A 13,090-nucleotide genomic window follows, 5' to 3' on the forward strand; every position below is an offset into this window, starting at 1 on the left:
GAAGGTGGGGACGGGGAGGGGGAGGACGGGGAACGTGGGGACGGGGAGGGGGAGGATGGGGAACGTGGGGACAGGGAGCGCGGGGGGACGGGAAACGTGGGCGGATCAGGGGGCGGGGTGCAGCGGGGGCTCGCCCGCGAGGACCCGTACGACGTCCTCCGCGACCATGGCGCCCATCGTGCGGTTGGCGTCGTGCCCGCAGGCCGCCATGTGCGAGGTGAGCAGGACGTTCGGGGCGGTGCGCAGCGGGCTGTCGCCGAGCGGTTCGTGCGCGAAGGCGTCGAGTGCGGCGCCGCCCAGGTGGCCCTCCGTCAGGAGCGCGGCGAGGGCGGTCTCGTCGACGAGGTCACCCCGGGCGGTGTTCACCAGCAGCGCGCCCGGCTTCATGGCGGCCAGCCGGCGGCCGTCCAGGAGCGGGCTCGCGCCCGCGGTGGCGGGCAGATGCAGGCTGACGACGTCGGCGCGGGCCAGGCAGTCGTCCAGCGGGGTGGGCCGGGCGCCGAGGGCGGAGATGTCCTCGGCGTCGACGTACGGGTCGTGCGCGAGCACCGTCATGCCGAAGGCGAGGGCGTATCCGGTCAGCAGTCGTCCGATGCGCCCGAAGCCGACCACGGCCAGGGTCCTTCCGGCGAGTTCGGGCCCGAACAGCTTGGGCCACTCCCTCTGCGCCACCCGCTGGTGCGAGGCGGTGATGCGACGGGTGGCGTCCAGAATCAGGCCGAAGGTGAACTCGGCGACCGCCCGGGAGTTGCTGCCGGGCGCGCACACCACGGGGATGCCGCGGGCCCGTGCGGCGTTCACGTCGATGGTGTCGACGCCGACGCCGTGCTTCGCGATGACTTTGAGGCGGGCTGCCGCGGCGATGAGGTCGGCGGTGACCCGGTCCATGCCGACGACCAGCGCGTCCACCTCACCGATCCGCGCCCGGAGTTCACCGGCGGGCAGCGCGGCGTCCTCGTACGGGCGGAGGGGGCCCGCGCCGGCCCGCTCCAGGATCTGCCAGGGCTCCAGGGAGTAGCGGGAGAAGGTGGGAGTCGTGATGAGGGTCCTCGTCATGCGGGGATCTCCCGGTCCGCCCAAGCGGTGCTCAGGCGGAGGTACTTGATGGTGCGGCGGTGATGGGTGAAGGCGATGTGCAGCGTGCCGTCCGGTGTCTGGACGACGGACGGGTAGGACAGCTCGCGGTTGAGACCGTCCCGGGAGTTGTTGGTCAGACAGTGGCCGTCACCGGTCTCCAGATCGTGGCGCACCGGCCAGGTCAGGCCGCCGTCCGAGGAGACGGAAAGGGTGAGCGGCGCGCGAGGTGCACCCCAGAAGGCGGCTCCGGTCGTGGGGGCGGCACCGGGCGCGTTGCCGCTCGGTGCTTCCTTCCCGCCCATCCCCTCCTCTCCGTTCCCGTTCAGCCCCGCGTGATCACTCGGGCCCGCGCGATCACTGAGCCCCTCGTCGTCGATCTCGTCGTACAGCGAGACGCGGCGCGCGACGGCGTCCGCGGCGCTGCTGTGGTTGTGGACCAGCGCGAGCCGTCCGTCGGCCAAGGTGACGTACTGGATCGAGGAGTTGTTGTTCGGCAGGTCCAGCCTGTGCGGGGCGCACCAGCTCTCCCCTTCGTCGTACGACACGCTGCGGTACACGGCGTCGGCGCGGCGGCTGCGGAACAGGGCGAGGAGCGAACCGTCCGGCAGCGCGCGGACGTTCATATGCACCAGCCCGGTCGAGCCCGGCACCGAAACCTCGCGCCAGCTCGCCCCCGCGTCGTCGCTGAGCATCACCGAGCTGGTGTCGCGGTCGCCCGACCACCGCTCGCCCGGCGTGGCGACGCAGCGGAACACCGGCAGCAGCCGACGGCCCGAAGGCAGGACCGTCACCGGCTGGCGCACGAACACCCCACCGTCGAAGAGCATCCGGGACGGCCCCCATGTCGCGCCCTCGTCCTGGCTGACACGCAGCCGCACCTCGGCGGTGTCCTGGTGTCCGGCCCGCTGCGCGGTGTGCAGCAGCCACCAGTCGCCGGACGGGTCGGCGAACAGCACCGGGTTCTGCTCGGACCGGCTGTCGTCATGGGAGAGCCGCACCGGCTGTGACCAGGTGTCGCCGCCCGCGGGCAGCCGCGAGAACCACACCGAGATGTCCGCGACGCCCTCCTGCGTCCCCCCGAACCAGACGCAGCCCAGCTCGCCGCCCGGCAGCACGGTGAGGTTGGCGGCATGGTTCTGCACCGCCGGTGCCGACAGCCATGCCTCGAAGCGACCGGGGGCGCCGGGATGCGGACGTACGACGCCGTCGGCGACGGCCGGCCCCGACATCACTGGCCCCGGCCGGCCGCGCGCGCGGCGGTGAGGTGGCGGTAGGCGACCTGTTCCAGATGGACGAGATCACTCGCCACCGTGACATAGGTGAAGCCCTCGGCGAGCCGCTTGGCGGCGCTCGCCCCGTCCGGGTTGTGGATGCCGGCGGCGATCCCGGCGACCGCCGCGGTCTCGCGCACCGTGACCAGCGCGGCCTCGAACTCGTCCGCGATCGCCGGATCCGTGGAGCTCGCACCGCCGAGCGCGATGCGCAGGTCGGAGGGGCCTATGTAGACGCCGTCGAGGCCTTCCGTGGCGCAGATCTCGGCGACGTTGGCGAGGCCCTCAGCGGTCTCGATCATCGCGAGGACCACGGTCTGCCGGTGCGCGTCGGCGGGGTCGGGCCCGATGCGCAGGCCCGAGCGCATCGGGCCGTACGACCGCCTGCCCTGTGGCGGATAGCGAACGGCGGCCACCGCGTCGGCGGCGTCCTGCGCGGTGTCGACCAACGGGACGATGACTCCGGCAGCGCCCGCGTCCAGGGCCTTGCCGATCGGCATGGGGTCGTTGGCCTCGACGCGCACCAGGCCGACGGCGGTCGATCCCTTGGTGTCGATGGCGGTCAGCGAGGCGAGCACGCCCGAGTACTCGATCAGTCCGTGCTGGGCGTCGAGCGCCACATAGTCGTAGCCGAGGCGGGCGATGCGCTCGGTGGAGACGGGGGAGTCGAGGACGGACCAGTAGCCGATGAGCGGCTCGCGGGCGCGCAACAGGGCGGCGAATGCGGCGGGGGTGCCGGGGGCGGGTGTGGGGGTGAGGGCGGTCATGCGGTGCTCCTTCGGCTGGGGCGGCCGGTCTTGCTGTTGGTTGGTGGGTCGGGGTGGGAGTGCGCCCTGCACGGGCGCGGGGCTGTGACATCATGCGGCTCCGCCGCGCGGGCCCGGCCGGACACGACCGGCCCGCAGCCGTAGGACGGGCTCAGCACGCGCCCGCTCTCAGCGGTTGTATGCGGGCATCGGCCCGCGCAGTCCCGCGCCGACCTCGTCACAGGCCGCCGTCACGTCGGCGGGCAGGGGACCGGCCTGCGCCGCGGCGAGGTTGGCGAGCAGGTGTGTGGTCTTCGAGCCGCCGAGCAGGAGCGCGTCGGTCGAGTCGCGGTCGAGGAGCCAGCGCAGGGCGAGGTCGGTGAGCGGGATGCCCGCGGCGTCGGCGACGGCGGCCAGCTCATCGACGGCGGTGAAGAGACGCTCGTCCCAGTAGCGCTGCCGGTACATCGCGGCCACCTTCGAGTCCCCGAACCGGCCCGAGTCCGGGGTCTGTTCGAAGCGGTGGCGGCCGGTGAGCAGTCCGCCTCCGAGCGGGTTGTAGACCATGGTGCGCAGCCCGGTGACGGCGGCGTACTCGACGTACTCCTCCTCGATGCGGCGTGCGAGGAGGTTGTGCATCTGCTGGGCGACGACGGGGCGCGGGGCGCCCAAGTCGTCGGCGGTGCGGACCAGTTCGGAGATCTGCCAGGCCGCGTAGTTGGAGACACCGAGCGCGCGGACCTTTCCCTCGGCGACGAACTCGGCGACGGTGGCGAGGGTTTCGGCGAGCGGTGTCGCACGGTCGGGCTGGTGGAGATAGAAGAGGTCGACCGAGTCGGTGCCGAGCCGCTTGAGGCTGCCCTCCAGCGCGGCCCGGAGCCCGGCCGCGGAGAGCGGGGCGTTGTCGCCCTGGTCGGGATGCGGGATACCGGCCTTGGTCGCCAGCACGATCCGGTCGCGGCGGCCCGGCAAGAGCCCGGCGAGGATGCGCTCGCTCTCGCCGCCCGCGTATCCGTTGGCCGTGTCGACGCCGGTGATGCCCGCGTCGAGCGCGGCGTCGAGCATGCCGGCCGCTCCGGAGGCGTCGACGGTGTCGCCGAAGGTCATGGTGCCGAGCACCAGACGGGACAGCGGGACGGGGATGTTCGGCAGGTCGAGGCCGGTGGTCACGTGGGGGTTCCTTCCGATGCGGGGGCCGAGGCGAGGGCGAGTACGCTCCGGGGCTTCACACCCCGGATCGCGGTGGGGTCCAGAGCGGCGCGGCGCAGCGCGCGGGTGTAGGGCTCGGTGGGCGAGGCGAGCACGGTGGCGGTCGGCCCGGTCTCGACGACCCGGCCCGCGCGCATCACCACCACATCGCTGCTGATCTCCCGGACGACCCCGAGGTTGTGGGCGATGACCAGGTAGGCGATGCCGGTGTCCGCCTGCAACTCCCGCAAAAGATCGAGTACTTGTGCCTGTACGGAGACATCGAGGGCGGACGTCGCCTCGTCGCAGACCAGCAGGTCGGGCCGGGAGGCGAGGGCGCGGGCTATGCCGATACGTTGCCGCTGGCCGCCGGAGAACTCGGGTGGGCGCCGGTCCAGGGCCGAGGACGGCAGACCGACCCGCTCGATCAACTCGGCCGCCCGCCGCGCGCGCACCGTGCGATCGCCGACCCCGCCCACGCGCAGCGGTTCGGCGACGATCTGCTGGGCGGTGAGGTGGGGGTCCAGCGACCCGTACGGATCCTGGAAGACCATCTGCACACGCCGCCGCAGCGGACGCAGCCGCCGCTCGGGCAGCGCCGCGATGTCCGTCCCGTCCAGGACGATCCGGCCGCTCGCCGGCTTGAGCAGCCGTACGAGGGCGCGGGCGAGCGTCGACTTGCCGCAGCCGGACTCGCCCACCACGGCGAGCGAACCACCGCGCGGAATCCGGAAGGTGACGTCGTCGACGGCCCGGAAGGGCCCGTGGGACGTGGCGTATTCGACGACCAGGCCCTCGACGGAGAGGAGGGGCAGGTCACAGGCCATGGGGCTGTCGGTCATGGCGCTGCTCCCTGCGCGACGGGTTCGGTCCGCTCGTCGCCGTCCTCGTCCCACGCCCCCAGGCGCGGCACGGCGGCGAGCAGTTCACGGGTGTACGGCTCGGCAGGCCGCTCGACGATGTCCTCTGCGGAGCCCGACTCGACGAACCGGCCGTCCTTCATGACGTGGATCCGGTCGGAGACGAGCCGGGCCACTCCGAGGTCATGGGTGATCATCAGCATCCCGATCCCGGTCCGTTCCTGAAGCTCCATCAGCAGATCGAGGACGCTCGCCTGCACGGTGGCGTCCAGCGCGGACGTCGGCTCGTCCGCGACGAGCAGTTCCGGTTCGGCGGCCAGTGCGGTCGCGATGAGTATGCGTTGCAGCATGCCGCCGGAGAACTGGTGCGGATATGCCTTCCAGCGGGTCCGAGGCTGCGGGATGCGGACCTGCGCGAGGAGTTCTACTCCCTTGTCCCGAGCCTGTGTTCGCGACATACCGGGGTGGCGCAGCCGCAGCGCGTCGCCCAGCTGCCGCCCGATGGTGTGCACCGGGCTGAGGGCGGTCATCGGGTCCTGGGGGATGAGTGACACGGTCCGCCCGCGTACCGCACGGGCGGCACCCGGATCGGCGACGACGTCCCGCCCCGCGATGCGCACGCTGCCCGACATCACGGCGAGCCCCTCGGGCAGCAGCCGCAACACGCCCATCGCCGTGGTCGACTTCCCGGAGCCGGACTCGCCGATCAGCGTGACGGTCTCTCCCCGGCGGACGGTGAAACTCACCCCGTCGACCGCCCGCACCACGCCGTGCGCGGTGATGAGCTCGATCTGTAGATCCGTCGCGTCGAGCAGCGGCGTGCTCTCGGCCGTCGGCGTGTTCGCGGCCGTCGTCGTGACCTCGGCCATGACTCACGCCCCCTTCCGAGAACGCGGCCGCGTACGGTCCCGCAGCCCGTCCCCGAGCAGATTGACCCCGACCACCAGCACCGCGATGACCAGGCCCGGCAGGGTGACCAGCCACCACGAGGTGGTGATGTAGTCCTGACCGTCGGAGATGATGCGCCCCCAGGTCGCGAACGGCCGCTGCGGGCCCGCTCCCAGGTAACTCAGCGCGCTCTCCAGCAGCACGGCCTGCGCCAGCAGCAACAACACCACCAGGCTCGCCGGCCGCACCACATTGGGGATCACATGGCGCGCGAGCACCGACCACGAGCGCAGCCCGAGCACGCGTGCCGCGGCGACGTACGGCTTCTCCCGCTCGACCAGCACGAGCGAGCGGGTCAGCCGCGCGACCTCCGGCCACTGCGCGATCGCGATCACGCAGGTGATGACGGTGACGGACGGCCCGAACAGGGCGACGACGAGGAGCAGCATCATCAGCAGCGGCAGGGCGAGCTGGGCTTCCAGGAACCGGGAGACGACCGCGTCGACCCATCCTCCGAAAAACCCGGCCGCGGAACCCGCCGCGATACCGATGAGACCGGACACGAGCACGGCGAGCACACCGACCGCGAGGGACACCTGACCGCCGTGCAGGACGCGCGAGAGCAGATCCCGCCCCAGCTGGTCGGTCCCGAAGAGATGCCCCTCGCTCAGCGGGGGCAGCCTGCGCCGCGAGAGGTCCTGCGCGTTCGCGCCGGGCAGAGGCAGCACACCGGCCAGTGCGACGGGGAGTACGACGAGCGCGGTGCACACCGCTCCGGCCCACAGCTTGAATCGGGCGCCGCGCCGCTGACTGGTGGCGGTGGCTCTTGCGAGATCGCGCGCGGTGACGGCGCTGGGCCGGCCGGCGCTGACGGCTGTGGTCATGGCTCAGGCCGCCTTTCCGAGGCGTACCCGCGGATCGAGCAGCGGATAGGCCAGGTCGACGAGGAGTTGGACGAGGATCGCGAGGGTCGCGGTGACCAGGACGGTGGCTTGGATGAGCGGATAGTCGCGGGTCTCCAGAGCGCGTACGACGAGGGAGCCGACGCCGGGCCAGCCGAAGACGACCTCGACCACCACCACACCGTTGAGCAGCGCCGCGAAGCGCGTACCGAGCGCCGTGACCAGCGGCACCGCGGAGTTCGCGAGCGCGTAACGCCAGGTCAACGCGGACTCTCGGACCCCTCGGGAGCGGGCCACGGTGATGTACGACGAGGCCAGCGCGGTCGTCATCTCGCGGCGCACCAGCCGTGACACCAGGGCGAGTTGAAGGACGGCGACGGTCGCGGTCGGCAGCACCAGCCCGCTCCAGGAGGTGAAGCCGGACGCGGGGAGCACCGGCAGGACCACCGCGAAGACGGTCAGCAGCATGACACCGGTCCAGAAGTCGGGCATCGACTGCCCGGCGATCGTGAGCACATTGGCGCCCAGCTCCCGGCGTGTGTCGGCGCGGCGCGCCATCCACACGCCGAGGGGCACGGCCACCAGGGTGGTGACCGCGATGGCGGAGACGGCCAGGGTGACGGTGTACGGAATCCGGTCCAGGACCACGTCGAGTGCGGGGGAGTGGAAGGAGTAGCTCGTCCCGAGGTCCCCGGTGAACAGGTCGCGCAGGAAGAGCCCGTACTGGACGATGAGCGGATCGTCGAGCCCGAACTGCTCGCGGATCCGGGCGAGATCGGCCGAGGTCGCGTTGGGTGCCGCGTACGCGGAGGCCGGATCGCCGGGTGCGAGCCGCACCAAAAGGAAGACGGTGGTCAGCGTGAGGAAGACGGTCAGCACGCTCTGACCGATGCGGCGGGCGAGATACGTCGGCACGGCTCAGCCCTCCAGTCGTACGGCGGTGAGGTCGTAGGAGTTGATCGGCTGGAGGGCCAGGCCGCGGACGCGGTCGCGGCGGGCGAGCAGCGTCTTGGGCGCGAAGGCCCACAGGCTGGGCCAGGTGTCCCACACGGCGTGCTGCACGGCGGCCAGCCGCCGCTCCCGCTCAGAGTCGTCGACCTCGGTGGCGGCGGCCGACAGCCGCCGCTCGATACGGGGGATCACATAGCCCATGAACGCGTCACCGGTACGGTCCTTCTCGGCCGTTCCGCCGTACATCCCCTGCAGCATGGTGAGGGCCTGCCCGGTCGGGCTGCTGTAGCCGTTGCCTATGACGTCCCAGTCACCGCCACGGCCCTGGCGCCACTTGAGAATGTCGCCGCCGGGCTCGAACTGCTGCAGCGAGGCGCGTACACCGACGTCCTGGAGCATGTCGAGTACGGCCTCCATGACGGAGGTGTCGCCGGCGAACTCCCCGGACTCCCAGATGACTTTGATCCGCAGGTCCTCGGCGCCGAGCGATCTGAGGAGCCGGCGGGCCCGCCCCGGATCGAAGGCGTACGTGCCGGTCGGGACGGCACCCTGGAGCGCGAGCGGGACCACGCCCCGGGCCTCCTCGGCCGTCCCGGTCAGCACATCGCGGACGAGGGCCGTGCCGTCGATCGCGTACGTCAGCGCCTGCCGGACCCGGGCGTCCGCGAGCGGGTGGCCCTCGGGCTTGCGGAAGTTGTAGAACAGCTGGCACATGCGGGCCCCGGAGATCTCCTGGACCGTGACCCCCGGAAGTCCGGTGAGCTGTTCGGCGGAGTCCGGCGTCAGCGTGTCGACGACGTCGAGTTCACCGCTGCGCAGGGCGACGACGCGGCTGGACTCCTCGGGCACGAACCGGACCCTGACCGTGTCGACCGACGGCCGTCCGCCCCAGTACCTGGTGTTACGGGCGAGGGTGTACTCGCCCGCCCCGCTGTTCGCGCGGACGACGCGGTACGGGCCCGAGCCGAGCCCGGAGCGCAACTCCTCGGGCCGGTTGGCCTTGGCCGGGGTGATGTGGATGTTGGACATCAGCCGGTCGAGCCCGGGCACCGGGCGCCGCGTGCGCAGGAAGAAGGTGCGCTCGCCGGTGGCCTCGACGGCGGGCAGCTCCGGGAAGAGACCGAGCAGGAACGAGCCGGGGACCTTGCCGTACATGCGCAGCGCCGTTGCCACGTCGTCGACGGTGACGGGGCTGCCGTCCGAGTAGCAGACGCCCTCACGCAGTCGCACCGTCCACGTGGTGGGCTCGGTCATCTCGAAGCGGTCGGCGAGGACGAGCTGCGGCCGCAGACCCGGGCCGATGCGGGTGAGCGCCTGCCGCACGGCGCGCTGCACGGTCACCGCGGCCTCGAACTGGTTGAGCTTGTTGTCGAGGCTCACCAGGGAGCGGTTCAGACCGAGGGTGAGCGTCCCGGGGCCGGGCGCGCCGGTGGGGCCGGCACAGGCGGACAGGGGGCCGAGCGCGACGCCCGCGCCGCCGAAGGCGCCCCAGCGCAACAGGGTGCGGCGGCTGGGCGGACGGGGTGGGGGGACGAGGTGAGGAGTTCGGGTCATCGTCGACCTTCTCGGTTCTGGAGGGCGACCGGTTCTCGCTGACGCCGCCCGGACCACTGGACGACGAACAGCTGTCGCGCCGGAAAAGGTGGCACGGCTGCGCGAAGTGCGCAAGAGGTCTCGCGCATTTCGCGCAGCCTGTGTCATCATCGCCGTCCGAGGCCGACCGTCCGGAGGCTCGAGGAGGTACTCGTGTCCCGCACCACCCGCACGGGGCGTCCGCCCCGCGTGCTGGCGCTCGCCGACGACCTGTCCGGCGCCGCCGAGACCGCCGCGGCGCTGGGCCGCCCGCGCGGCCGGACCGTACGGATCGTGCTGGGCCCGGTCACCGCACCACCACTGGACGGCGAGGCGGTCGTACTGGATCTCGACACCCGGCAGCTCTCCGCCGGCGAGGCCGCGAGTGCCGTGCGGGACGCCCTGGCACACGCCGACGGCGATGTGGTCCTGAAGAAGATCGACTCCCTGCTGCGCGGCAACCTCGCCACCGAGACGGCCGCCTACGCCGCGGGCGCCGCGGGCGTGGTGATCGCCCCCGCCCTGCCGGTCGCGGGCCGCACGGTGCGTGACGGCGTCGTCCATCTGCACGGCACGCCGCTGCACGCGACCGACGCCTGGCGCGCGGAACAGCGACGGGCGCCGGAATCGGTGGGCGCGGCGCTGGGCGACATACCGACGCGGGTGGTGCCCCTCTCGGTGGTACGCGCGCCCGTACTGACGCTGTCCGGACGGCTGCGCACCCTCGTCGCGAAGGGACACCACCCGGTGTGCGACGCCGAGACGGACGCCGACCTCGACGCGATCGCCGAGGCGGCGCTTCACATCGGCCCGGACGTGAGGCTGTTGGGGACGGGCGGGCTCGCCGCCGCCCTCGGCCGCAGGCTCGTGGGAGCGGACGGGGCCGCTCCTGCGGCAGCGGGGCTCCCGACCGCCGCGGACACCGAGCGGGACGCGGCCGCACACGGCGAGCGCGACGGGATCGGACACGCTGAGAGGGACGCGGCCGCACACACCGAGCGCGACGGGGCCGCACACTGCGAGCGCGACGGGACCGCACACACCGAGCGGGACGCGACCGGTACGCCGGGCAGACCGCTGCTCGTCGTGGTCGGCACCGCCGAGCCCACCGCTGTTGCGCAGATCGCGCAACTCGTCGCTGCAGGCGCGTGCCATGTGCCCCTGCCGGCGCACACCCTCACCCAGCACACGCTCACCGACCACCGTGCCCGGCACACACACATGGACCACCGGGCACCGCATCCGCTCGTCCCCGCGCCGGACGGAATCACGGTGGTCAGCATCGCCGGTGGCGTAGTCGTCGACCCCGGCGCGGCCCGCGGCCTCGTGGCAGGGCTGGCCCGCACGGTCGCCGAAGCCGCGCACGGCAGCGACCTGGTGCTGACCGGCGGCGAGACCGCGCGCCGCGTGCTCGACACCCTCGGTGTCCGTGAGCTGCTGCCGGTCGGGCAGATCCACCACGGCGCCGTGCACTCCCGCACCCCTGACGGCCGCTCCGTCGTCACCCGCCCCGGAAGCTTCGGCGACACCGACTCCCTGCTGCGCATCGCCCGCGCGCTGCGCCCGCCGCCGCAGCCGATGGACGTCGCCGGCTCGACGCGCCCCGACCACCCCGCCGTACCCCCCGCATCGTTCGCCCCGCAAGGAGAACCCACGTGAACGCAGCCCCCACCGCCGCGCCCGCCGAGCAGTCCGGTTCCGCCGGACACCCGCTCCCGATCATCGCGGTGACCATGGGCGACGGCGCCGGCATCGGACCGGAGGTCATCGTCCCGGCGCTGCTGCACGCCGACACCCTGCGCGGCTGCCGCCCCGTCGTCATCGGCGACGCGTATCGCCTGCGCCAAGCCGCGGACATCCTCGGCATCACCTGCGACATCGTGCCCGTCGACGCCCCCGCCCAGGCCGTGTTCACGCCCGGCCGCATCAACGTCGTGGACCTCGGCCTGCTGCCGGCCGATCTGCCCTGGGGCGCCCTCTCCGCCACGGCCGGCGACGCCGCCTACCACTACGTCAGTGTCGCCGCCGGGCTAGCCCTGAACGGCGACGTCCACGGCATCTGCACTGCCCCGCTCAACAAGGAGGCACTGCACGCCGCCGGGCACCTCTACCCCGGCCACACCGAACTCCTCGCCCACCTCACGGGTGTCGACGAGGTGTCGATGATGCTGTCCACGCCCAAGGTGAAGGTCATCCACGTCACGACGCACATCGGTCTGATCGACGCCGTCAACCGCATCGAGCCCGGCCTCGTCGAACGCACCGTGCGCCGCGGCCACGAGGCCATGGTCCGCGCGGGCGTCGCAGCCCCCGTGATCGGCGTCTGCGGAATCAACCCGCACGCGGGCGAGAACGGGCTGTTCGGCTACGGCGAGGAGGAGTCGAAGATCGTTCCAGCCCTGGAGACCGTACGCGGCGACGGCATCGACGCCCGCGGACCGCTCCCCGCCGACACCGCCTTCTTCCTCGCCGCCCGCGGCGACTACGACCTCATCGTGGCCATGTACCACGACCAGGGCCACGGCCCGGTGAAGGTCCTCGGCATCGAAGCGGGCGTCAACCTCACCGTGGGACTGCCCGTCATCCGCACCTCCGTCGACCACGGCACCGCGTTCGACATCGCCGGAACCGGCCGTGCCGAGGCCGGTAGCATGGTCGAGGCGCTGCGGCAGGCCGCTGAGATGTCATCCGCTCCGGCTGCCCGATGACTCTCGGTTCGTCGGCACCACAGGACACCCCAGGACACCGAAGGGCCAAGGACTGATGTCTGCGATCGGATCCAAGTCCCGCCGCGACCGGATCGTCCAGCTCGCCACCACCACCGGTCTGACCAGCGTGGACGAACTCTCCCAGCTGTTCGGCGTCACGGCCTCCACCATCCGCCGCGACCTGGCGAAACTCACCACCGACGGACGCCTCGCGCGCACCTACGGCGGCGCCATGGCCCTGTCCGCGCACCCCGAGGCCTCGCTGCGGCAGCGCACAGGTGAGGCCTTCGAGGCCAAGCGGGCCATCGCCCGCTGGGCGGCCGCCCAGATCCAGCCCGGCGAGACGCTGCTCCTCGACGCGGGCTCGACCGTCGGCGCGCTCGCCCATGAACTGCGCACGGCCAAGGACATCACCGTCGCGACCACCGGCCTGACCGCGCTCCAGGAGCTCGCCGACGTCGAGACCGTCCACGTCGAGTGCCTCGGCGGCACCCTCCGCCCGCTCAGCCAGGGCTTCGTGGGCCCGCTGACCGAGGCCGCCCTCGAACGCCTCACCTTCGACCGGGTCTTCCTCGGCACGGACGGTGTCTCGCCGGAGCACGGGATCTGCGAGGCCGACCTGCGCCAGACCCGACTGAAGGAACTCATGGCCCGCCGAGCCGACCATGTCTACGTCCTCGCCCACGCCGCGAAGCTGGGCCGCCGCCCCTTCCACGCCTGGGCCGCCCTCCCCGAGGGCTGGACCCTGGTCACGGACGACACGGCCGACCCGGGCATCCTCGACGAGCTGCGCACGCGCGGAGTCACCACGGTCCTGGCCGAGCCCGTCGGTACGCCCTGAGCCAGGCGGCGGGGTCGCCGGGGTTGTCGCGGACGTTGACGTCGGTCGCCCACACCGCGAAGCCCGCCCGGGCCGACACTCCGTCC

Annotated in this window: 12 protein-coding genes; 3 read left to right on the forward strand and 9 right to left on the reverse strand. The window is 72.6% G+C overall.

Annotated features, from left to right (window positions below; translation table 11 throughout):
- Positions 1-105: 105 nt before the first annotated feature.
- From FGD71_RS17115 to FGD71_RS17155, 9 genes are all read right to left on the reverse strand, one after another.
- Positions 106-1,056: a phosphoglycerate dehydrogenase gene (locus FGD71_RS17115; RefSeq protein ID WP_119101311.1), complete on the reverse strand. Its 951-nt coding sequence runs from the start codon at positions 1,054-1,056 to the stop codon at positions 106-108.
- The gene (locus FGD71_RS17120; protein ID WP_119101312.1) at positions 1,053-2,306 is read right to left on the reverse strand and encodes a sialidase family protein; all 1,254 of its coding nucleotides are present in this window, start codon (positions 2,304-2,306) and stop codon (positions 1,053-1,055) included. The genes FGD71_RS17115 and FGD71_RS17120 overlap by 4 nt, the downstream gene beginning before the upstream one ends.
- Positions 2,306-3,115 carry an HpcH/HpaI aldolase family protein gene (locus tag FGD71_RS17125; RefSeq protein WP_119101313.1) on the reverse strand — a complete coding sequence of 270 codons (810 nt, stop codon included), beginning with the start codon at positions 3,113-3,115 and terminating at the stop codon, positions 2,306-2,308. Before FGD71_RS17125 ends, FGD71_RS17120 begins: the two co-directional genes overlap by 1 nt.
- A 168-nt stretch (positions 3,116-3,283) precedes the next feature.
- A complete protein-coding gene (locus tag FGD71_RS17130) occupies positions 3,284-4,264 on the reverse strand; it encodes an aldo/keto reductase (protein WP_119101314.1) in 981 nt (326 codons plus the stop codon).
- On the reverse strand, positions 4,261-5,124 hold the full coding sequence (locus FGD71_RS17135) for an ATP-binding cassette domain-containing protein (RefSeq protein WP_240436633.1): 864 nt from the start codon (positions 5,122-5,124) through the stop codon (positions 4,261-4,263). The genes FGD71_RS17130 and FGD71_RS17135 overlap by 4 nt, the downstream gene beginning before the upstream one ends.
- On the reverse strand, positions 5,121-6,011 hold the full coding sequence (locus FGD71_RS17140) for an ABC transporter ATP-binding protein (RefSeq protein WP_119101315.1): 891 nt from the start codon (positions 6,009-6,011) through the stop codon (positions 5,121-5,123). Before FGD71_RS17140 ends, FGD71_RS17135 begins: the two co-directional genes overlap by 4 nt.
- A 3-nt stretch (positions 6,012-6,014) precedes the next feature.
- Positions 6,015-6,914 carry an ABC transporter permease gene (locus FGD71_RS17145; RefSeq protein ID WP_119101316.1) on the reverse strand — a complete coding sequence of 300 codons (900 nt, stop codon included), beginning with the start codon at positions 6,912-6,914 and terminating at the stop codon, positions 6,015-6,017.
- 3 nt (positions 6,915-6,917) lie between these two features.
- Entirely contained in the window at positions 6,918-7,847 is a 930-nt protein-coding gene (locus FGD71_RS17150) for an ABC transporter permease (protein ID WP_119101317.1), read from the reverse strand.
- Positions 7,848-7,850: 3 nt separating this feature from the next.
- The gene (locus FGD71_RS17155) at positions 7,851-9,437 is read right to left on the reverse strand and encodes an ABC transporter substrate-binding protein (protein ID WP_119101318.1); all 1,587 of its coding nucleotides are present in this window, start codon (positions 9,435-9,437) and stop codon (positions 7,851-7,853) included.
- A gap of 192 nt (positions 9,438-9,629) precedes the next feature.
- Between FGD71_RS17155 and FGD71_RS17160 the strand changes: the two genes are divergently transcribed.
- The 3 genes from FGD71_RS17160 to FGD71_RS17170 are packed head-to-tail and all read left to right on the forward strand — an operon-like array spanning position 9,630 to position 13,004.
- On the forward strand, positions 9,630-11,114 hold the full coding sequence (locus FGD71_RS17160; protein ID WP_240436634.1) for a four-carbon acid sugar kinase family protein: 1,485 nt from the start codon (positions 9,630-9,632) through the stop codon (positions 11,112-11,114).
- The gene (pdxA, locus tag FGD71_RS17165) at positions 11,111-12,163 is read left to right on the forward strand and encodes a 4-hydroxythreonine-4-phosphate dehydrogenase PdxA (protein ID WP_240436635.1); all 1,053 of its coding nucleotides are present in this window, start codon (positions 11,111-11,113) and stop codon (positions 12,161-12,163) included. The genes FGD71_RS17160 and pdxA overlap by 4 nt, the downstream gene beginning before the upstream one ends.
- A 55-nt stretch (positions 12,164-12,218) precedes the next feature.
- Positions 12,219-13,004 carry a DeoR/GlpR family DNA-binding transcription regulator gene (locus FGD71_RS17170; protein ID WP_119101319.1) on the forward strand — a complete coding sequence of 262 codons (786 nt, stop codon included), beginning with the start codon at positions 12,219-12,221 and terminating at the stop codon, positions 13,002-13,004.
- Positions 13,005-13,090: the final 86 nt, after the last annotated feature.

This window comes from Streptomyces sporangiiformans, assembly GCF_005768555.2.
GTDB lineage: Bacteria > Actinomycetota > Actinomycetes > Streptomycetales > Streptomycetaceae > Streptomyces > Streptomyces sporangiiformans.

What these genes read in the sequence shown, in the direction of transcription:
- FGD71_RS17155 (WP_119101318.1), bottom strand. Translation starts at nt 9,437, where the DNA reads ATGACCCGAACTCCTCACCTCGTCCCCCCACCCCGTCCGCCCAGCCGC.
- FGD71_RS17125 (WP_119101313.1), bottom strand. Translation starts at nt 3,115, where the DNA reads ATGACCGCCCTCACCCCCACACCCGCCCCCGGCACCCCCGCCGCATTC.
- FGD71_RS17135 (WP_240436633.1), bottom strand. Translation starts at nt 5,124, where the DNA reads ATGACCGACAGCCCCATGGCCTGTGACCTGCCCCTCCTCTCCGTCGAG.
- FGD71_RS17140 (WP_119101315.1), bottom strand. Translation starts at nt 6,011, where the DNA reads ATGGCCGAGGTCACGACGACGGCCGCGAACACGCCGACGGCCGAGAGC.
- FGD71_RS17170 (WP_119101319.1), top strand. Translation starts at nt 12,219, where the DNA reads ATGTCTGCGATCGGATCCAAGTCCCGCCGCGACCGGATCGTCCAGCTC.
- FGD71_RS17145 (WP_119101316.1), bottom strand. Translation starts at nt 6,914, where the DNA reads ATGACCACAGCCGTCAGCGCCGGCCGGCCCAGCGCCGTCACCGCGCGC.
- FGD71_RS17115 (WP_119101311.1), bottom strand. Translation starts at nt 1,056, where the DNA reads ATGACGAGGACCCTCATCACGACTCCCACCTTCTCCCGCTACTCCCTG.
- FGD71_RS17120 (WP_119101312.1), bottom strand. Translation starts at nt 2,306, where the DNA reads ATGTCGGGGCCGGCCGTCGCCGACGGCGTCGTACGTCCGCATCCCGGC.